This window comes from Streptomyces sp. NPDC039423 (genome assembly GCF_055598725.1).
The window spans coordinates 365,252-382,914 of sequence record NZ_JBVKAH010000005.1 but is presented as its reverse complement, the minus strand read 5'-3'; the positions used below and the strand labels follow the sequence as shown (position 1 = coordinate 382,914).

Genomic DNA, 17,663 nt, shown 5'->3' with positions numbered 1-17,663 from the left:
GTGCCGGCGTGCCGCGTGCCGGTGTGCCGCGCGCCGCGGTCGTCAGGCGGCCGCGGTCGGCGCCAGCCGCGCCGCCAGCCAGGTCGGGACGCCGCCGAGCAACTGGAACAGCCGCCGGGCCTCCGCGCGCAGCCGGGCCGCCTCGGGTTCGGGTTCGGCGTCCGCCAGGGCCACCAGCGCGGGCGCCGTACCGACCAGGTAACCCAGCTCCTCGCGCAGCCGCAGCGACTCGGCGAACCCGTGCCGGGCCTCCGCCAACTCGCCCTCGCGCAGCGCCAGTCCGGCCAGGTGCCGCCAGGTGGCGGACAGCAGCAGGGCGTCGCCCTGGGTGGTGGCGCCCGCGTGGGCGCGCCGGTACGCGGCGCGGGCGGCCTGCGGCGAGTCCCCGAGGTTCTGGGCGACCAGGCCGCGCCGGAAGTCCAGCAGGGGGCGGCCGGGCGCGGAGGGGGCGATGAGCGCGGCCGCCCGGCCGAGCGCCGCCCGTGCCTCGTCGGCCCGGTCCCGTACGCCCAGCAGGGTCGACGCGTAGGCCAGATGGCCGCGTTCGCAGGCGGCCGCGCCTCGCTCCTCGTCGTCCTGTGCGATGGCCTCCGCGACACGCAGGGCGTCCTCCGCCTCGGCCCATCCCTGCTCGGTGTAGAGGCACCGCTCGATCAGCAGGGCGGCGCGCTGGAGGGCGACGGCGGGGTCGTCCGCGCCGGGCGCGAGGAGGGCGGCCGCGTCGGTCCAACAGCCGCGCGAGCGCAGCCGCCATACCGCGGTCTGGAGGGGATCGTCGCTTGCGGTCGTTCCGGAACCAGACATGGCGGTATGCGCCACATTGCCCTCCCCGAGCGCGCCATTGAGCTGTTGGGTCCGGAGAATCTCAGCATGGAACCGACGTCCGGCCAAGAGGGTCAGGTGAATTCATTCACAATCCCCGGGCGCCGCGCCGGCCAGTCGCACGGCGCCCGGGAGGTACTTCCGGACACCTCCCGGAAGGGCCCGCCGCTCCACCCGAACGAGTGAATGGCGACCTCATCGCGGTGGTCCGGCACACGGCCGGACGGCTCCGCGGCCGCCGACCGGTGCACTTTCGGCCGGGTGTGACGGGGTGTCGGGGAGGGCGCTCGCCGTGGAAGGGTGAGGTACGGGAACGGCGCGCGGGCACCGGTTCCCGCGCCGGGCGCCGACGTGCGCTGCCACGGGATACGGCCGCCGCTCGCGCCAAGAAGCGTGCAGATGGAAACGATTCTCCTGGGAGCGGGCGGGCCGACGGGGCGGCGACAGGCGGATTCCAGCCGCGGAGTGCGGTGCTCCGTATCGGCTCAACACGCCTGTAAAAACATACGATATGAGCAACCGATCAACGGTTGCGGTGTCCCCGTGACCCCCGTCTACCTTCCGAAGCACGGCCACCCGCCATTGCGGGGCGGGTGGGGAACCGAGCAGAAGGAGACGTCATGAAGAAGGCCTACGAGGCGCCGACGCTCGTCCGGCTGGGAACGTTCCGACGGAAGACCGGACTGCTGGGGCATTCGGGCAACGACCGGCTCATCCTGAGCAAGAACTGACGGCCGACGGCGATCGACCGGCCTCATGACCGAAGCGCACGAAAGTGCGGGCCCGGGCCCCGGCGACGCGCATGTCGTGGTCTTTCCCGACCACGACGCCGCGGCCGCCGTGGCCCGGCTCTTCACCCGCCCCGGCACGCGCAGCCTGCCGCACCCCTCGGGACGCCCCTGGATCGTCGGCCACTGGCACGACGAGCAGATGGTGACCGCCCGGGCGGGCTCCGCCGCCGTCGCCCTCATCGGCTGCTGCCCTGCCGGACCGGAGGAACTCCACCGCCACGCGACCCGGCTGCGCGACCTCACCCAGCTCGACGCACCGGCCCGTACGCTTCCCGGCAGCTTCCACCTGCTGGCCACGCTGGACGGACGCCTCCGCGCCCAGGGCACCGCGTCCGGCCTCCGGCTGCTCTTCCACGCCCGGATCGACGGCGTGCCCGTGGCCGCCACCCGGGCCGACGTGCTCGCCGCCGCGCTCGGCCTCGCCCCGGACGAGGAGCAGCTCGCCGCCCGCCTGCTGTGGCCCGTCCCGCACCCGCTCGGCGAGGCGTCGATGTGGCGCGGCGTCACCGCCGTACCGCCCGGGCACGCCCTCGTCGTCGCCGCCGACGGGCGCACCGTGCGCCACTCGCGCTGGTGGCGGCCGCCCGAGCCGGTCCGGCCGCTCGCCGCCGGCGCGCCGCGGGTCCGCGAAGCCCTCACCGAGGCCGTCGACGCCCGCACCCGCCGCGGCGGCGTGGTGAGCTGCGACCTCTCCGGCGGACTGGACTCCACCACCGTCTGCTTCCTCGCCGACCGCTCGCCCGCCCGGCTGGTGGCCAGTACCTGGCCCGGCCGCGACCCCGCCGACACCGACCTCCAGTGGGCCGAACGGGCCGCCCGGTTCCTCCCCGGCGCCGAGCACGTCGTCTGGGACGCCGAGGACTCCCCGCTCGTCTACAGCGGGCTGCTCGACATCGACGACGTACTGGACGAGCCCACCATCGGCGTCATGGACCGCGCACGGGTGCTCCACCACCTGCCCGCCATGGCGGCGCGGGGCAGCCGGGTGCACCTGACCGGCATCGGCGGGGACCACGTGGCCTGGTGCTCCGAGGCCTACTACCACCGGCTCGCCCGCCGGCGCCCGCTGCTGGCCCTCCGGCAACTGCGCGGGTTCAAGGCGCTGTGGCGGTGGCCGCTCGGCGGCACCCTGCGGGCCCTCGCCGACTCCCGGCCCTACCGCGCCTGGCTCGCCGACACGGCCGGCCACCTGCACGACCCGCTGCCCGACTCGGTGACCACCGGCCTCGGCTGGGGCGTGCCCCCACGCCTCTTCGACTGGGTGACCCCCGACGCGGTGCGCACGGCGCGGCGGGCCCTGCACGAGGCCGCCCGCACAGCGACCCCGCTGCACCCGGACCGGGGCCTGCACGCCGACCTGGCACAGATCCGCTCCTGCACCCGCGTCATCCGGCAGTGGGACGGCATGGCGGCCGGGACCGGGGTGCCGATGGCCTCGCCGTTCCTCGACGACCGGGTGATCGAGGCGTGCCTCACGGTCCGCCCCGAGGAACGCGTCACTCCCTGGGCGTACAAGCCGCTCCTCACCACCGCCATGCGCGGCATCGTGCCGGAGGTCTGCCTGCGGCGCGCCACCAAGGCGGCCGCCTCCATGGACGCCGCCGACGGCCTGCGCGAACACCGCGCCGAACTGATGGCCCTGTGGGAGGACCCGTACCTCGAACGCCTCGGCCTGGTGGACGGCGGGGCGTTGCGCCGGCTCGCCGAGCGGCCCTCGGCGCCGGGGCTGCGCGACGCCATCCTCTACTCGACGATCGCCTGCGAGGTCTGGCTGCGCGCCCTGGCGCGCCGGACGGGGCCCTCCACGGAAGGGAAGTCACCATGGCACTGCGCTTCGGAGCCGACGTCTCCACCACCGAAACCGGGTACGGCACCGTCCTCCTGGACCAACGCAGCGGACACTACTGGGAGTTGAACCCCACCGGGACGCTGATCGTCCGTGTGCTGATGGACGGCGGCGACGAGGCGGCCGCCGCCGCCGCGCTGGCCGAGGCGTACGACATCGACCCGGCCGGGGCCCGCGAGGACGTCGCCGCGCTGGTGGCCGAACTGCGCGCCTCGGGGCTGGTCGCATGACCACACCGAGCGCCCTGGAGGTCCCCGTCGGGGTGCCCTTCGCCCGACGGCTGGCCGCCCGGCTGGTGCTGGTCCCCGCGGTGCTGCTGTCCCTGCTGCCGCCGCGCCGCATCCGCGCGGTGCTGGAAGTGGTGCGGCGCGGGGCGCGGCCCGCCTCCGCCGCCCGGACCCGGGCCGCCCGCGACGCCGTGTGCGCGGTGAGCCTGCGGTGCGCCGGGCCGCAGGGGTGCCTGCCCCGCTCGCTGGGCACCGCGCTGCTGTGCCGCCTCACCGGGAGCTGGCCGACGTGGTGCACCGGGGTGAGCGTGGTGCCGCCCTTCAACGCCCACGCCTGGGTCGAGGCGGACGGCCGGCCCGTGGGGGAGCCGATGCCCGACGGCTACTTCGCCCGCCTGCTCGCGGTGGGCCCCGCGCGCCCGGCGCCTACGACTCCGGAGTCCAGTGGGAGGGGCGGGTGAGCCGTGCCGGGAGCACCGTGCGGGCGTCGCCGCGCGCCGCGTTGAGCTGCGGCTGGGTGAGGAAGAGCGCACCGGTGAGGTCGGCGCCCGCCAGCTTCGCGTCGCGCAGGTCGGCGCCCAGGAGGTCGGCCTGGCGCAGGTCGGCGCCGCTGAGGTCGGCCCCGATCAGGTAGGCGCCGCGCAGGCTCGCGCCCCGCAGGTCGGCCCCCGTGAGGCGGGCGCCCATGAGGTCGGCGCCCCGGCGGTTTTTCTTCCTCCCCTTCGCGCCCGGGACGCCCGCGCGCACCAGCTCGCCCACCCGCAGCAGCAGGTCCCCGACGATCCGGCGGTGTGCGTCCAGGTCGAGGGCGGTGAGCTCCTCGGGGGTCAGGAGCGTCAGCCGCTCGGTCTCCTCCAGCACGCGGCGCAGCTCGCCGTGCAGGGACCGGGCGGGCTCCACCGTCAGTGCCTCGGTGAGGTACGTCAGCAGTTCGTGCAGGTGCCGTACGACGGGGAAGGCGGCGAACATCCGCCGGGCCGTGTCCGGGTCCTGCCGCCAGTCCCGGCCGCCGAAGGTGATCATGGAGACCTTCTGGCCCGCGCCGAAGCAGTCGTACACGGTGCAGCCGGTGAACCCGCGGTCGCGCAGCCGCTCGTGGATGCCGCACCGGAAGTCGGCGGCCAGGTTGGCGCAGGGCGTGCCGGCGGGCTTGTCGACGGCGAAGTCCGCCGAGGCCGCGAAGGGCAGGGCGACGCAGCACAGGCCGAAGCAGTTGGCGCAGTCGCCGCGCAGGGTGTCCGCGCCGGCGTCCGCCCGGGTGTCCGATCGTCCGGACATCACGTGATGTTCCGCTTTCCGTAGGAGGTGGGGGAGGGGAAGGGGGCAAGGATGGTGGCGCGGTGTCAGGACATGCGCAGCGCCAGGAAGAAGTCCAGCTTGTCCTCCAGCCGCGACAGGTCGCGTCCCGTGAGCTGCTCGATCCTGCCCACCCGGTACCGGAGGGTGTTGACGTGCAGGTGGAGCCGGCCGGCGCAGCGGGTCCACGACCCGTCGCAGTCCAGGAACGCCTCCAGCGTGGGGATCAATTCCGCGCGGTGGCGCCGGTCGTAGTCGCGCAGCGGGTCCAGCAGCCGGGCCGTGAAAGCCCGCCGCACGTCGTCCGGCACGAACGGCAGCAGCAGCACGTGCGACGCCAGCTCGTGGTGCCCGGCCGCGCACACCCGCCCCGGCCGCGCCGCCGCCACGCGCCGGGCGTGCCGCGCCTCCTCCAGGGCGCCGCGCAGCCCCTCGGCCGAGTGCACGGCGGCGCTCACGCCCAGGGTGAGGCGCCCGTCGTCGGCCAGGCCCGCCGAGAGGGGGCCCCGTACCGCGGCGAGCAGGGCGTCGGCGTGCAGTCCACCGCCGGTGCCGTCGGCGGGGGCCGCCCCCTCCTCCTCCGGCGCGGTATCGCCGTCCGCCTCCGGCTCGGGCTCCGGCACCGCCGGCAGCGGCACCAGGGCGATGGCCTCGTCCCCGGTGTGGGCCACCGCGATGCGGTCGGCCGAGTCGGGGCCGGCCGTCCCCGGGTCCACCAGGATCTCCTCCAGCAGCGACTGGGCCACCGGTCCGCCCTCGATGCCCGGCGCCCCCGCGCCCTCCTCGCCCCACTCGACCCGGGCCACCACGACCTGCCAGTGCGGGGCGGCCCCGAGCCCCGGCAGCAGCACCGGCGCGGCCACCCGCAGCCGGGCGGCGATCTCGGCGGGGGCGGCGCCCGTCTGCACCAGCTCCAGGACCTCCTGGGCCAGCCGGCGCCGTACCGTACGCGCCGCGTCCCGCCGGTCCCGCTCCACGGCGATGAGCTGGGTGACGCCCTGCAACAGGTCCAGCCGGGCGGCCGGCCAGTCGCCGGCGTCCGCCTCGACGGCCAACAGCCAGTCGGAGAGCACGGTCTCGCGCACGTCCCGTGACGCCGGGGCGGCACCGCGCCCGGTGTTCCGGATCGGGAAGAGCGAGTACGTCGTTCCCCGCGCGACCGCCCGGTGCGGGCCGCGCCGCCCGGTGCGCGTGGCGGACAGGTGCTCACCGGCCAGGGCGGCACCGATCCCCGGCGGCAGCGGGGCTCCGGCGCCGGCGATCTGCCGCCCGGTCGGCGACAGCACCCAGGCGTGAAGGTCCAGGTCGGAGCCGAGCAGGTCCAGGACCACCTCCGGTCCGCCGCCCGCCGGCCCGGACGTCATCAACCTTCTGTGGCGATCGACGACAGCGGCGAGGTCCCCGGCCCGCTCGCCCGACACCTGTCGAACAACATGCTCGGTAATGGTTGCGAACGCAACGGATTCGTTCACCGCGAACAGGGGGAGCCGGTGGCGCAAACACGCCTGGACCAGATCGTCCGGAATCGCCCCCAGTTCCGCCTCGCCGGCCGCCAGGCCCGCGACACCGGCGCCGGAGAGGATCCGGACGAAGGGCTCGGAGTCGTCCGCGTCCCGCCGCCAGGCCAGGCCGGTGAGCACCAGTTCGCCGCCGGAGAGGTACCGGCTGGGGTCCCGCAGGTCCGTCGTCATCACGCCGCGGACCGTGCGGTCGAGCTCGTCCTCGCCGCCGAGCAGCCGCAGCCCCAGCGCATCGGTTTCCAGCAGTGCGCGCAGCCGCATGTGATCGCCGCCGATCTGTCTCGTGGGTGTCTCGTTGTTGCCGGTGACCCGTGGCCACCGTTTCCAGGGGGAAACGGAGAGGCTACTGCTCCTCGCCTTTCGTTCGAATCTACAAGACGAACGGGGCGGCCAGCCAACTCCTTCATGGTTTCGGTGACTGCACCGGGCGGAGCACCGCTGGGTGTACTGAAGCCACAACGCGTCAACAGCACATGAACACCAGACGACGACATGGGCCGGCCGTCCCCGAGTCCCAGCGAACCACTTGATCACGCGGAACCGGACACGTCGATCGCCAGGATCACGACCGCCGGACCCTGATCACCGGATCACGTAGAAGAGAGCCACTCATGGACTTCCTTCGCCCCGCCAGCTGGGAGGAGGCGCTCGCCGCGAAGGCCGAGCACCCCACGGCTGTACCCATCGCGGGTGGCACCGATGTCATGGTCGAGATCAACTTCGACCACCGGCGGCCCGAGTACCTGCTGGACCTGAACCGCATCGAGCTGCTCCGCGAGTGGGAGGTCGGCGAGGAGAACGTCCGGCTGGGCGCCTCCGTTCCGTACACCCAGATCATGGAGCACCTGCGGGCCGAGCTGCCCGGCCTGGCGCTCGCCTCGCACACCGTGGCCTCGCCGCAGATCCGCAACCGCGGCGGTGTCGGCGGCAACCTGGGTACGGCGTCCCCGGCCGGCGACGCGCACCCCGCCCTGCTGGCGGCCGGTGCCGAGGTGGAGGTGGAGTCCGTGCGCGGCTCCCGCTTCATCCCGATCGACGCGTTCTACACGGGCGTGAAGCGCAACGCGCTCCAGCCGGACGAGCTCATCAAGACCGTCCACATCAAAAAGGCCGACGGGCCGCAGCAGTACTCCAAGGTGGGTACCCGCAACGCGATGGTGATCGCGGTGTGTGCGTTCGGTCTGGCCCTGCACCCCGAGAGCCGGACCGTGCGGACCGGCATCGGCTCGGCCGCCCCGACACCCGTCCGGGCGAAGGAGGCCGAGGAATTCCTGAACGCCGCGCTCGAGGAGGGGGGCTTCTGGGAGAGCGGCAAGATCATCACTCCCTCGATCGCCAAGCAGTTCGCGGAGCTCGCCTCCGGGGCCTGCAACCCGATCGACGACGTACGGGGCACGGCCAAGTACCGCCGTCACGCCGTCGGCATCATGGCCCGCCGCACGCTCGGCTGGACCTGGGAGCAGTACCGCGGCACCGGCCGCACCCTTGAAGGAGCTGCATAACGATGCGCGTCAATTTCACGGTCAACGGACGCCCCCAGGAGGCCGACGACGTCTGGGAGGGCGAGTCCCTCCTCTACGTCCTTCGTGAGCGTCTGGGCCTGCCCGGTTCCAAGAACGCCTGCGAGCAGGGCGAGTGCGGCTCCTGCACGGTCCGCCTGGACGGCGTCCCGGTCTGTTCCTGCCTCGTGGCCGCCGGCCAGGTCGAGGGCCGCGAGGTCGTCACCGTCGAGGGCCTCGCCGACTTCGCCAAGCAGCGTGCCGAGCACAGCGGCGCGTGCGGCACCGGCGCGTGCGGCGACGGCACCTCCCTCCAGGCCGCCCAGCAGTGGTCCGCCAAGGGAACCGACTCCCAGACCGGTGAGGGCACCGAGCTCTCCCCGATCCAGCAGGCCTTCATCGACGCGGGCGCCGTGCAGTGCGGTTTCTGCACCCCGGGCCTGCTCGTCGCGGCCGACGAGATGCTGGAGCGCAACCCCTCCCCGTCCGACGAGGACATCCGCGAGGCGCTCTCCGGCAACCTCTGCCGCTGCACCGGTTACGAGAAGATCCTGGACGCCGTCCGCCTCGCGGCCGCCCGCCAGGAGCGTCAAGGGCTTCAGGAAGGCGCGGTCTGACCATGTCGCAGCACACCCGAGTCGCCGCCGCCCCCGCCGGCACTCCCACCAAGGTCACGCAGGGCTCCCGGACGAAGGGCGGCATCGGCGAATCCACGCTCCGCCCCGACGGCACCCTCAAGGTCACCGGCGAGTTCGCCTACTCCTCGGACATGTGGCACGAGGACATGCTGTGGGGCCAGATCCTCCGCTCCACGGTCGCGCACGCCGAGATCGTCTCCATCGACACCTCCGAGGCCCTCGCCCAGGCCGGCGTCTACGCCGTCCTCACCTACGAGGACCTGCCCACCGAGGTCAAGAACTACGGCCTGGAGATCCAGGACACCCCGGTCCTCGCCAACGGCCGGGTCCGCCACCACGGCGAGCCGGTCGCCCTGGTCGCCGCCGACCACCCGGAGACCGCCCGCCGCGCGGCCGCCAAGATCAAGGTCGAGTACAAGGAGCTGCCCGTCGTCACCGACGAGGCCTCCGCGACCGCCCCCGGCGCGCCGCTGCTGCACCCGGGCCGCGACGACCACCACGCCGGCCACGTACCGCACCCGAACATCGTGCACCGCCAGCCGATCGTCCGCGGCGACGCCGACGAGGCCGCCAAGAGGGCCGACGTGATCGTCTCCGGCGAGTACGTCTTCGGCATGCAGGACCAGGCCTTCCTCGGCCCCGAGTCCGGCCTGGCCGTGCCGGCCGAGGACGGTGGCGTCGACCTGTACGTCGCCACCCAGTGGCTGCACTCCGACCTCCGCCAGATCGCCCCGGTCCTCGGCCTGCCCGAGGACAAGGTCCGGATGACGCTCTCCGGCGTCGGCGGTGCCTTCGGCGGCCGCGAGGACCTGTCGATGCAGATCCACGCCTGCCTGCTGGCGCTGCGCACCGGCAAGCCGGTCAAGATCGTCTACAACCGGTTCGAGTCCTTCTTCGGCCACGTCCACCGCCACCCGGCGAAGCTCTGGTACGAGCACGGCGCCACCAAGGACGGCAAGATCACGCACATGAAGTGCCGGATCGTGCTGGACGGCGGCGCCTACGCCTCGGCCTCCCCGGCCGTCGTCGGCAACGCCTCCTCGCTCGCCGTCGGCCCGTACGTCATCGACGACGTCGACATCGAGGCCGTCGCGCTCTACACCAACAACCCGCCCTGCGGCGCCATGCGCGGCTTCGGCGCGGTCCAGGCGTGCTTCGCGTACGAGGCCCAGATGGACAAGCTCGCCAAGGAGCTGGGCATGGACCCGGTGGAATTCCGGCAGCTCAACGCCATGGAGCAGGGCACCCTGATGCCGACCGGCCAGCCGGTCGACTCGCCCGCCCCGGTCGCCGAGTTGCTGCGCCGCGTCAAGGCCCGCCCGCTGCCGCCGGAGCGCCAGTGGGAGTCCACCGAGGGCGCCGACGTGCGCGCGCTGCCCGGCGGCCTGTCCAACACCACGCACGGCGAGGGCGTCGTCCGGGGCGTCGGCTACGCGGTCGGCATCAAGAACGTGGGCTTCTCCGAGGGCTTCGACGACTACTCCACCGCCAAGGTGCGCATGGAGGTCATCAACGGTGAGGCGGTCGCCACCGTCCACACCGCGATGGCGGAGGTCGGCCAGGGCGGCATCACCGTCCACGCGCAGATCGCCCGCACCGAGCTGGGCGTCACCCAGGTGACCATCAACCCGGCCGACACCCAGGTCGGCTCCGCCGGCTCCACCTCCGCCTCCCGGCAGACGTACGTCACCGGCGGCGCGGTGAAGAACTCCTGCGAGCTCGTCCGCGAGAAGGTCCTGGAGATCGGCCGCCGCAAGCTCGGCACCTACCACCCCGCCTGGGCCACCGCCGAGCTGCTGCTCGAAGGCGGCAAGGTCGTCACCGACGGCGGCGAGGTCCTCGCCGACCTGGTGGACGTCCTGGAGGACGAGGCCGTCGAGATCGAGGCCGAGTGGCGCCACCGCCCCACCGAGGCCTTCGACCTCCGCACCGGCCAGGGCAACGGCCACGTCCAGTACTCCTTCGCCGCGCACCGCGCGGTCGTCGAGGTGGACACCGAGCTCGGCCTGGTCAAGGTCATCGAGCTGGCCTGCGCCCAGGACGTCGGCAAGGCGCTCAACCCGCTGTCCGTCGTCGGCCAGATCCAGGGTGGCACCACCCAGGGCCTGGGCGTGGCGGTCATGGAGGAGATCATCGTCGACCCCAAGACCGCGAAGGTGCGCAACCCCTCCTTCACGGACTACCTGATCCCCACCATCCTCGACACCCCGACCATCCCGGTCGACGTGCTCGAACTCGCCGACGACCACGCGCCCTACGGCCTGCGCGGCATCGGCGAGGCCCCGACCCTCTCGTCCACCCCGGCCGTCCTCGCGGCGATCCGGAACGCGACGGGTCTGGAGCTCAACAAGACGCCGGTACGCCCCGAGCACCTCACCGGCACCCTGTAGACCCTCCGGGCGGTGCCGGCCTCCCGGGAACGTCACACTTCCACCGCCCGCACCGCCCGGAGCATCCCCCCACCGTCCCCGCCCGTCCCCGATCCCCGCTCACCCCCACGCACCAACCCCCCGCGCACCACATCCCCGCAGCACCGCTCATCCCCGTTCGTCTCGGGCCGTCCCCCGGGTCGTGCAGCCCACGCAGCATCCCAAATCCCGCAGTCTTTGCCCCCGGGCATGCGGGTGCCCCTTTGAACCTTGGGAGTAGGCACCATGACCCAGTCGTCAGTGGAGCCGAAGACCGTCGCCGACGACGCGGGACCCGGTTCCCGCGTCCCCGCCGGACGGTCTTGGCTCGACCGGTACTTTCACATCACCCACAGAGGATCCACGGTCGCGCGAGAGGTGCGCGGCGGCATCACCACCTTCATGGCGATGGCCTACATCCTCCTGCTCAACCCCTTGCTGCTCGGCGGTGAGGACTCGCTCGGCGACAAGCTGAGCCAGCCCGCGCTGATCACCGCGACCGCCCTGGCAGCAGCGGTCACCACTCTGGCGATGGGTTTCATCGGCAAGGTCCCGCTCGCCCTCGCGGCCGGACTGAGTGTCGCGGGCGTCATCTCCACGCAGGTCGCCCCGGACATGACCTGGCCGCAGGCCATGGGCATGTGTGTCATCTACGGCGCCGTGATCTGCCTGCTGGTGGTCACCGGTGTCCGTGAAGTCATCATGAACGCCATACCGCTGGCGCTGAAGCACGGCATCACGATGGGCATCGGCCTCTTCATCGCGCTGATCGGCTTCGTCAACGCCGGGTTCGTCGGCAAGGGCGAGGGCGGCGGCCCGGTCACCCTCGGCGTCGGAGGATCGCTCACCGGCTGGCCGGTCGTGCTGTTCTCCTTCACCCTGCTGCTGATCTTCATGCTCCAGGCCCGCAAGGTGCCCGGGGCGATCCTCCTCGGCATCGTCGCCGGCACGATCATCTCCGTCGTCGGCACCGCCACCGGCCTCATCGGCGAGGCGGAGTGGGGCGGCAAGGCCCCCGTCCTGCACGGCAGCGTCGTCTCGATGCCGGACTTCTCGCTCTTGGGCATGGTCGAGTTCGGCGGCTGGGAGAAGCTCGGCTACGCCACCGTCAGCATGATCGTCTTCACCCTGGTGCTGGCCGGCTTCTTCGACGCCATGGCGACCATCATCGCCGTCGGCCAGGAGGCCAAGCTGGCCGATGCCCAGGGCCGCATGCCGGGCCTGAGCAAGGCGCTGTTCATCGACGGCGCCGGCGGTGCGATCGGCGGTGTCTCCGGAGCCTCCGGCCAGACCGTCTTCATCGAGTCCGCCACGGGTGTCGGCGAAGGTGCCCGTACGGGCCTGTCGGCCACCGTCACCGGCCTGTTCTTCGCCGCGTGCCTGTTCTTCACGCCGCTGACGCAGCTCGTGCCGGGCCAGGTGGCCTCCGCCGCCCTGGTCGTCATCGGCGCGATGATGCTCCAGAACGCCCGGCACGTGGACTGGACCGACTGGTCCATCGCCGTCCCGGTGTTCCTCACGGTCGTGCTGATGCCGTTCACGTACACCATCACCACCGGTGTCGGCGCGGGTGTCATCGCGTACTGCGCCATCAAGGCCGCCCAGGGCAAGTGGCGCGAGCCGAGCATCCTGATGTGGGTCCTCTCGGCGGTGTTCATCTTCTACTTCGCCACGGGTACCGGTCACTGACGCGGGGCCGGGCCCTCCACACACCTGAACCTTCCCAAGGAGGCCGACATGCTGGACATCGCCGAGGAGCTCCACCGGTGGGTCGAGCAGGGACGTGACGTCGCCGTCGCCACCGTGGTGGCGGTCGGCGGCAGCGCGCCCCGGCAACCGGGCGCCGCGCTCGCCGTCGACGGCGAGGGCAACGCGATCGGGTCGGTCTCCGGCGGATGTGTGGAGGGCGCGGTCTACGAACTCTGCCGGCAGGCGCTCCAGGACGGCGAAACCGTCCTCGAGCGCTTCGGCTACAGCGACGAGGACGCCTTCGCGGTCGGACTGACCTGCGGCGGCGTCATCGACATCCTCGTCACCCCGGTCCGCGGCGGGGTCTACCCCGCCGTGCTCCGAGCCGCCGCCGGAGGGGAGGCGGCGGCTCTGGCCCGGATCACCGACGGCCCGTCCGGGCTCATGGGCCGCGCCCTCCTGGTCCGCCCCGACGGCACGTACGAGGGCGGCCTCGGCGGCCACCCCGAACTCGACCGGACGGCCGCCGGCGAGGCCCGCGCCATGCTGGACGCCGGGCGCACCGGCACCGTCACCATCGGCGAGGACGGCTCCCGCTGCGGGCAGCCGCTCACCCTGCTCGTCGAGTCCAGCGTCCCCGCCCCGCGCATGATCGTCTTCGGGGCGATCGACTTCGCGGCCGCGCTCGTCCGGGTGGGGAAGTTCCTCGGTCACCACGTCACCGTCTGCGACGCCCGCCCGGTGTTCGCCACGCCCGCCCGCTTCCCCGAGGCGGACGAGGTGGTCGTCGCCTGGCCGCACGAGTACCTGGCGGGCACCGAGGTCGACGGCCGCACCGTGCTGTGCGTCCTCACCCACGACGCCAAGTTCGACGTCCCCCTGCTCGAACTGGCCCTCAAGCTTCCCGTCGCCTACATCGGCGCGATGGGCTCCCGCCGCACCCACCAGGACCGCAACAAGCGCCTCCGCGACGTCGGGGTGACCGAGCTGGAACTGGCCCGGCTGCGCTCCCCGATCGGCCTCGACCTCGGGGCCCGTACGCCCGAGGAGACCGCGCTGTCCATCGGCGCCGAGATCGTCGCGGCCCGGCGCGGGGGCAGCGGGGCGTCCCTGACGGGCGCCCACACCCCGATCCACCACGACGGTCCCGACGCCGCCCCGGCCGGCCGCATCGGCTCGGTCGCCTGAACCACACCGGCGAGCGCTGCCGCCGGCCCGGGCCGCCGGCAGCGCCCGCCGGCCCGCGGATCGCCCAGCCGGGGGAAGGCCCCGGGGCAAAGCGGCGGAAAACCCCCGTGACCTGTTCGTTATCACGCCCTAGAGTCCAGGGATGGACATCCGCGATGTGCCCGAGGCCCATGTGGACCGGGCCATGGAACTCGTGTACCTGGTCTTCCACGACAAGCCGGAGGAGGAGCGGCGCAAGCACCACCGGGAGCTGGTGCTCCAGTGCGAGCGCATCGGGGCGTACGACGGCGACACCCTGGTCGGGTTCCTCGCCGCCCACCGCTTCACCCTCTCCGTCCCCGGCGGCGACCTGCCCTGCCCCGGGCTGACGTTCGTCTCCGTCGCGCCCACCCACCGCCGGCGCGGCGTGCTCACCGCGATGATCGCCGAGCTGTTCCGCCGCGGCGCGCGGCAGGGCCGGCCGCTCGCCGCGCTCTGGGCCTCCGAGGACGCCATCTACGGCCGCTTCGGCTTCGGCCCCGCGATGGAGATCCTCTCCGTCGAGATCGACTCCGGGCGCCCCCTCGCCCTCCGCGTGGAGCCCGACCCGCGCCCCCTGCGGCTGGTCGACCCGGCCGACGCCCCCGCCCTCCTCGGCCCGTACCACGACGCCACCCGGGCCGCCCGCGCCGGCCGGATCGCCCGGGACGCCGAGCGGTGGCGCGGCGAATGGCTGGCCGAGGAGGACGAGGAGGACGACGCGCTGTCCCCGCCCCGGATCGTCGCCCTCGGCGACCCCCTCGCCGGGTACGCCGTCTACCGCACCAAACCGGGCGACGACGGCACCGGAACACCCGGCGTGGTCCGGGTCGACGAACTGGAGGCCGACGACGCCGCCGCGGCCGCCGCCCTCTGGCGGTACGTGGCCTCCATCGACCTCACCGGCACCGTCCGCGCCTGGGGCCGCCCCCTGGACGACCCGCTGCCGCTGTTCGCCGCCGACCGCGACCAGGTCCGGATCACGGGCCGGTTCCCCGGCCTCTGGCTCCGGCTGGTCGACGTACGGGCGGCGCTCACCGGCCGGTCCTGGGCCGCGCCCGTCGACCTCGTCGTGGAGGTCCTCGACCAGCACCTCCCGGCCAACGCCGGGAGGTTCCGCCTCACCGCCGGGCCGGGCGCCCGCTCGTACCGGCCGAGCACCGACGCCCCCGACCTGACCCTGGACGTCCGGGACCTGGCCGCCTGCTACCTGGGCGGCGCGGAAGTGCGGCATCTGGTGCGCGCCGGACTGGTGACGGAGCACACCCCCGGCGCCGCGGCCCGGCTCGACACCGCCCTGCGCACCGACCTGCTGCCGAACACGGGCGACGAGTTCTGAGCCGCCCGGCGACCGGTGGGACGCGGGACGCGATGCGGTTCAGGCCGACGGCGTCGGGAACCCGCCACATCCCCCGCACAGGAGCGGTGGACCGGTGCGCGGAACCCGTCCGGCAGGGATGATGGTGCGTCCCGCGCAGTCCCCGCTGGATGCGATCGGAAAGGTGGTTTCCGTTGCGCACTGTCGGAGTGGAAGAGGAACTCCTCCTGGTGGACCCGCGGACCGGCGAGCCGTGTGCCCTGTCCACCGCCGTGCTGGCCGCCGCCGCCAGGGAGAGCCGCGGCAGGGCCCACGCCTTCACCAAGGAACTTCAGGGCCAGCAGTTGGAGTTCGCCACGTACCCCCAGACCGGTATGAAGGAGCTGGGCGCCGAGATCGAGCGCCGGCGGGCCGAGGCGGCGCGGCACGCGGCCGAGGCGGGCGCGGCGGTCGCGGCCCTCGCCACCTCGCCGCTGCCCGCCGGCCCCGCCCTCACCGAGGGCGACCGCTACCGCTGGATCCAGCGGCAGTTCGGCCTCACCGCGCTGGAACAGCTCACCTGCGGCTGCCACGTCCACGTCTCGGTCGAGTCCGACGAAGAGGGCGTCGGCGTCCTGGACCGGATACGGCCCTGGCTGTCCGTCCTGCTGGCGCTCAGCACCAATTCGCCCTTCTGGCAGGGCTACGACAGCGCCTACAGCAGCTACCGCAGCCGGGTGTGGGGCCGCTGGCCCTCCGCCGGCCCCGTCGAGGTCTTCGGCTCCGCCCACCGGTACCACCAGCAGGTGCGGGACCTCCTCGCCACCGGGATCCTGCACGACGAGGGCATGATCTACTTCGACGCCCGGCTGTCCCGCCACTACCCGACCGTCGAGGTCCGCGCCGCCGACGTCTGCCTCGACGCCTCGACCACCGTCCTGCTCGCCACCCTCACCCGCGGCCTGGTGGACACCGCCGCCCGCGAGTGGCGCGAGGGCGAACCACCCGGCCGCCACGGCGTCGGCCTGCTGCGCGCCGCCGCCTGGCGGGCCGCCCGCTCCGGCCTGGACGACGAACTGATCCACCCGCTCACCATGCGCCCCGCTCCCGCCGACCGGGTCGTCCACGCCCTGCTCGGCCACATCGAGCAGGCCCTCGACGACAACGGCGACCTCGCGCACGCCCGCCAGGGCATCGCCGAACTGCTCGCCGGCGGCAACGGGGCCCGCGTCCAGCGCGAGCTGCTGCGCCGCACCGGCAGCCTCCGCGACGTCGTCGCCGCGTGCGTCCGCCGCACCCAGGAGGGCCGCTAGGCGCCCGGGACGGCTTCTTCGGCGGGCCGTCGCCGCCGCGGGGCGTCCCCTTTGCGTCTCGCCGGACGGGGTACCCGGGCCTCCCCGACACGGAAGGAGCCGGTGTGGCGATCGAGAGGCAGGCCTTCGGCGCGGCGCGGCGCATCGCCCGGCGGCGCTCCGCACCGGCCCTCCATCCCCAGGGCCTGACCTGCGCGGGAACCCTGGACGTACCCCCGAACCGGCGCCGCCGCCCCGTGGAACGTGCCGTTCCTCGACCGGCCGGGGCGCTACGGCGTGACCATGCGCTGGTCGCGCGCGGCGGGGCTGCCGGCGGGCTGGCCCGACGGACTCGGCCTGGCGCTGCGCGTCGAGGCGGCGGGCGGCCCCGACGCCCCGCTGGACCTGCTGCTGACCACCAGCGGCGCGGGCCGGCTGGGCCGCCATGTGCCCCGCCCCCGGCGCGACGCCCTGGGCGGCCCGTACTCCACCCTCCTGGCCTACCGGGTGGGCGACCGGGAGCGGGTGGTCGCGGCCTTCCCCGTACCCCACGGGCACCGGGTGCGCGGGGAACCGGCCGCGCTGCGCCGGGCCCTGGACCACGGCCCCGTCCGCCTCGAGCTGCGGGCGGCCGCCCGGGACGAGCCCTGGCGGGCCTTCGCCACCCTCACCGTCCGTGCCGCGGAGCCGTACCCGGAGCGGACGACACCCACCTACGACCCGTACCGCCACGGCCTGCCCGGGCTGCACCCCACCCGCCGGCTGCACGGCCTGCGCGCCGCCGCCTACAGCGGATCCCGCCACGGCCGCTCCGACCGGCCCCCGGATCCGCATGATCCGCCCGACCCGGGGCAGATGCCGGGGCGCCGGGACCGCCCCGGCACCCCAGGCCCGAGGAGCGACCGCCCGTGATAGCCCGCCACACCGCCGCCGCATCGCCGATCTACGACCGTCTCGTCGAGGAGCACGGCGACGTGCTCGACGAGGCGAGAAAGCTCGCGGAGCTCACCCACCGGCAGGCCGAGCGGATGCTGTCCTGGGACCTGGCCCACACCGGCCGGGACCAGGCCGAGTAGCGCGCCCGCTCCCGCTCCCGGGCCGCGCCCGCCCGTGCCCCGCGCCGCGCCGCGCC

General features: G+C 74.0%; 15 protein-coding genes and 1 pseudogene. 13 read left to right on the top strand and 3 right to left on the bottom strand.

Features of this window, described 5'->3' with window-relative positions; translation table 11 throughout:
• Positions 1–42: 42 nt before the first annotated feature.
• Complete coding sequence (locus ACZ7LK_RS19085; protein WP_469461350.1) at positions 43–804, bottom strand: hypothetical protein; 762 nt, start codon at positions 802–804, stop codon at positions 43–45.
• A gap of 638 nt (positions 805–1,442) precedes the next feature.
• Here ACZ7LK_RS19085 and ACZ7LK_RS19080 point away from each other — a divergent pair.
• The 4 genes and pseudogenes from ACZ7LK_RS19080 to ACZ7LK_RS19065 all read left to right on the top strand — a co-directional run bounded on the left by ACZ7LK_RS19080 (position 1,443) and on the right by ACZ7LK_RS19065 (position 4,147).
• A complete protein-coding gene (locus tag ACZ7LK_RS19080) occupies positions 1,443–1,553 on the top strand; it encodes a keywimysin-related RiPP (RefSeq protein WP_392274212.1) in 111 nt (36 codons plus the stop codon).
• 25 nt (positions 1,554–1,578) lie between these two features.
• Positions 1,579–3,399 (top strand): annotated as a pseudogene (locus ACZ7LK_RS19075) (asparagine synthase-related protein); the annotation flags it as partial.
• A gap of 35 nt (positions 3,400–3,434) precedes the next feature.
• Complete coding sequence (locus ACZ7LK_RS19070) at positions 3,435–3,689, top strand: lasso peptide biosynthesis PqqD family chaperone (RefSeq protein ID WP_392274211.1); 255 nt, start codon at positions 3,435–3,437, stop codon at positions 3,687–3,689.
• Positions 3,686–4,147, top strand: a complete 462-nt coding sequence (locus tag ACZ7LK_RS19065; RefSeq protein ID WP_392274210.1) for a lasso peptide biosynthesis B2 protein — start codon at positions 3,686–3,688, stop codon at positions 4,145–4,147. Before ACZ7LK_RS19070 ends, ACZ7LK_RS19065 begins: the two co-directional genes overlap by 4 nt.
• Here the strand turns inward: ACZ7LK_RS19065 and ACZ7LK_RS19060 are convergent.
• The gene (locus tag ACZ7LK_RS19060) at positions 4,113–4,964 is read right to left on the bottom strand and encodes a pentapeptide repeat-containing protein (RefSeq protein WP_469461356.1); all 852 of its coding nucleotides are present in this window, start codon (positions 4,962–4,964) and stop codon (positions 4,113–4,115) included. The two genes, ACZ7LK_RS19065 and ACZ7LK_RS19060, sit on opposite strands and share 35 nt — an antisense overlap.
• 65 nt (positions 4,965–5,029) lie before the next feature.
• On the bottom strand, positions 5,030–6,763 hold the full coding sequence (locus tag ACZ7LK_RS19055; RefSeq protein WP_469461358.1) for a PucR family transcriptional regulator ligand-binding domain-containing protein: 1,734 nt from the start codon (positions 6,761–6,763) through the stop codon (positions 5,030–5,032).
• A 350-nt stretch (positions 6,764–7,113) separates the two neighbouring features.
• Here ACZ7LK_RS19055 and ACZ7LK_RS19050 point away from each other — a divergent pair, with 350 nt between their 5' ends.
• From ACZ7LK_RS19050 to ACZ7LK_RS19010, 9 genes are all read left to right on the top strand, one after another.
• The gene (locus ACZ7LK_RS19050; protein WP_392274207.1) at positions 7,114–8,004 is read left to right on the top strand and encodes an FAD binding domain-containing protein; all 891 of its coding nucleotides are present in this window, start codon (positions 7,114–7,116) and stop codon (positions 8,002–8,004) included.
• Positions 8,005–8,006: 2 nt separating this feature from the next.
• Positions 8,007–8,618, top strand: coding sequence for a (2Fe-2S)-binding protein (locus tag ACZ7LK_RS19045; RefSeq protein WP_392274206.1), 612 nt, complete (start codon positions 8,007–8,009; stop codon positions 8,616–8,618).
• 2 nt (positions 8,619–8,620) lie between these two features.
• Positions 8,621–11,029, top strand: a complete 2,409-nt coding sequence (gene pucD, locus ACZ7LK_RS19040) for a xanthine dehydrogenase subunit D (protein WP_392274205.1) — start codon at positions 8,621–8,623, stop codon at positions 11,027–11,029.
• A 264-nt stretch (positions 11,030–11,293) separates the two neighbouring features.
• Positions 11,294–12,736, top strand: a complete 1,443-nt coding sequence (locus ACZ7LK_RS19035) for an NCS2 family permease (RefSeq protein WP_471142024.1) — start codon at positions 11,294–11,296, stop codon at positions 12,734–12,736.
• A gap of 48 nt (positions 12,737–12,784) precedes the next feature.
• A complete protein-coding gene (locus ACZ7LK_RS19030) occupies positions 12,785–13,924 on the top strand; it encodes an XdhC family protein (RefSeq protein WP_392274203.1) in 1,140 nt (379 codons plus the stop codon).
• Between the two features lie 142 nt (positions 13,925–14,066).
• Complete coding sequence (locus ACZ7LK_RS19025) at positions 14,067–15,281, top strand: GNAT family N-acetyltransferase (protein ID WP_471142021.1); 1,215 nt, start codon at positions 14,067–14,069, stop codon at positions 15,279–15,281.
• Positions 15,282–15,454: 173 nt separating this feature from the next.
• Entirely contained in the window at positions 15,455–16,552 is a 1,098-nt protein-coding gene (locus tag ACZ7LK_RS19020) for a glutamate--cysteine ligase (RefSeq protein WP_392274201.1), read from the top strand.
• A 282-nt stretch (positions 16,553–16,834) separates the two neighbouring features.
• Complete coding sequence (locus ACZ7LK_RS19015) at positions 16,835–17,443, top strand: phosphodiesterase (protein WP_471142017.1); 609 nt, start codon at positions 16,835–16,837, stop codon at positions 17,441–17,443.
• Positions 17,440–17,607, top strand: coding sequence for a hypothetical protein (locus ACZ7LK_RS19010; RefSeq protein ID WP_392274199.1), 168 nt, complete (start codon positions 17,440–17,442; stop codon positions 17,605–17,607). Before ACZ7LK_RS19015 ends, ACZ7LK_RS19010 begins: the two co-directional genes overlap by 4 nt.
• Positions 17,608–17,663 lie beyond the last annotated feature (56 nt).

Excerpts from the sequence above, each read along its gene's own strand:
- ACZ7LK_RS19085 (WP_469461350.1), bottom strand. The coding sequence starts at position 804 with ATGTCTGGTTCCGGAACGACCGCAAGCGACGATCCCCTCCAGACCGCG.
- ACZ7LK_RS19080 (WP_392274212.1), top strand. The coding sequence starts at position 1,443 with ATGAAGAAGGCCTACGAGGCGCCGACGCTCGTCCGGCTGGGAACGTTC.
- ACZ7LK_RS19070 (WP_392274211.1), top strand. The coding sequence starts at position 3,435 with ATGGCACTGCGCTTCGGAGCCGACGTCTCCACCACCGAAACCGGGTAC.
- ACZ7LK_RS19065 (WP_392274210.1), top strand. The coding sequence starts at position 3,686 with ATGACCACACCGAGCGCCCTGGAGGTCCCCGTCGGGGTGCCCTTCGCC.
- ACZ7LK_RS19060 (WP_469461356.1), bottom strand. The coding sequence starts at position 4,964 with ATGTCCGGACGATCGGACACCCGGGCGGACGCCGGCGCGGACACCCTG.
- ACZ7LK_RS19055 (WP_469461358.1), bottom strand. The coding sequence starts at position 6,763 with ATGCGGCTGCGCGCACTGCTGGAAACCGATGCGCTGGGGCTGCGGCTG.
- ACZ7LK_RS19050 (WP_392274207.1), top strand. The coding sequence starts at position 7,114 with ATGGACTTCCTTCGCCCCGCCAGCTGGGAGGAGGCGCTCGCCGCGAAG.
- ACZ7LK_RS19045 (WP_392274206.1), top strand. The coding sequence starts at position 8,007 with ATGCGCGTCAATTTCACGGTCAACGGACGCCCCCAGGAGGCCGACGAC.
- pucD (WP_392274205.1), top strand. The coding sequence starts at position 8,621 with ATGTCGCAGCACACCCGAGTCGCCGCCGCCCCCGCCGGCACTCCCACC.
- ACZ7LK_RS19035 (WP_471142024.1), top strand. The coding sequence starts at position 11,294 with ATGACCCAGTCGTCAGTGGAGCCGAAGACCGTCGCCGACGACGCGGGA.
- ACZ7LK_RS19030 (WP_392274203.1), top strand. The coding sequence starts at position 12,785 with ATGCTGGACATCGCCGAGGAGCTCCACCGGTGGGTCGAGCAGGGACGT.
- ACZ7LK_RS19025 (WP_471142021.1), top strand. The coding sequence starts at position 14,067 with ATGGACATCCGCGATGTGCCCGAGGCCCATGTGGACCGGGCCATGGAA.
- ACZ7LK_RS19015 (WP_471142017.1), top strand. The coding sequence starts at position 16,835 with ATGCGCTGGTCGCGCGCGGCGGGGCTGCCGGCGGGCTGGCCCGACGGA.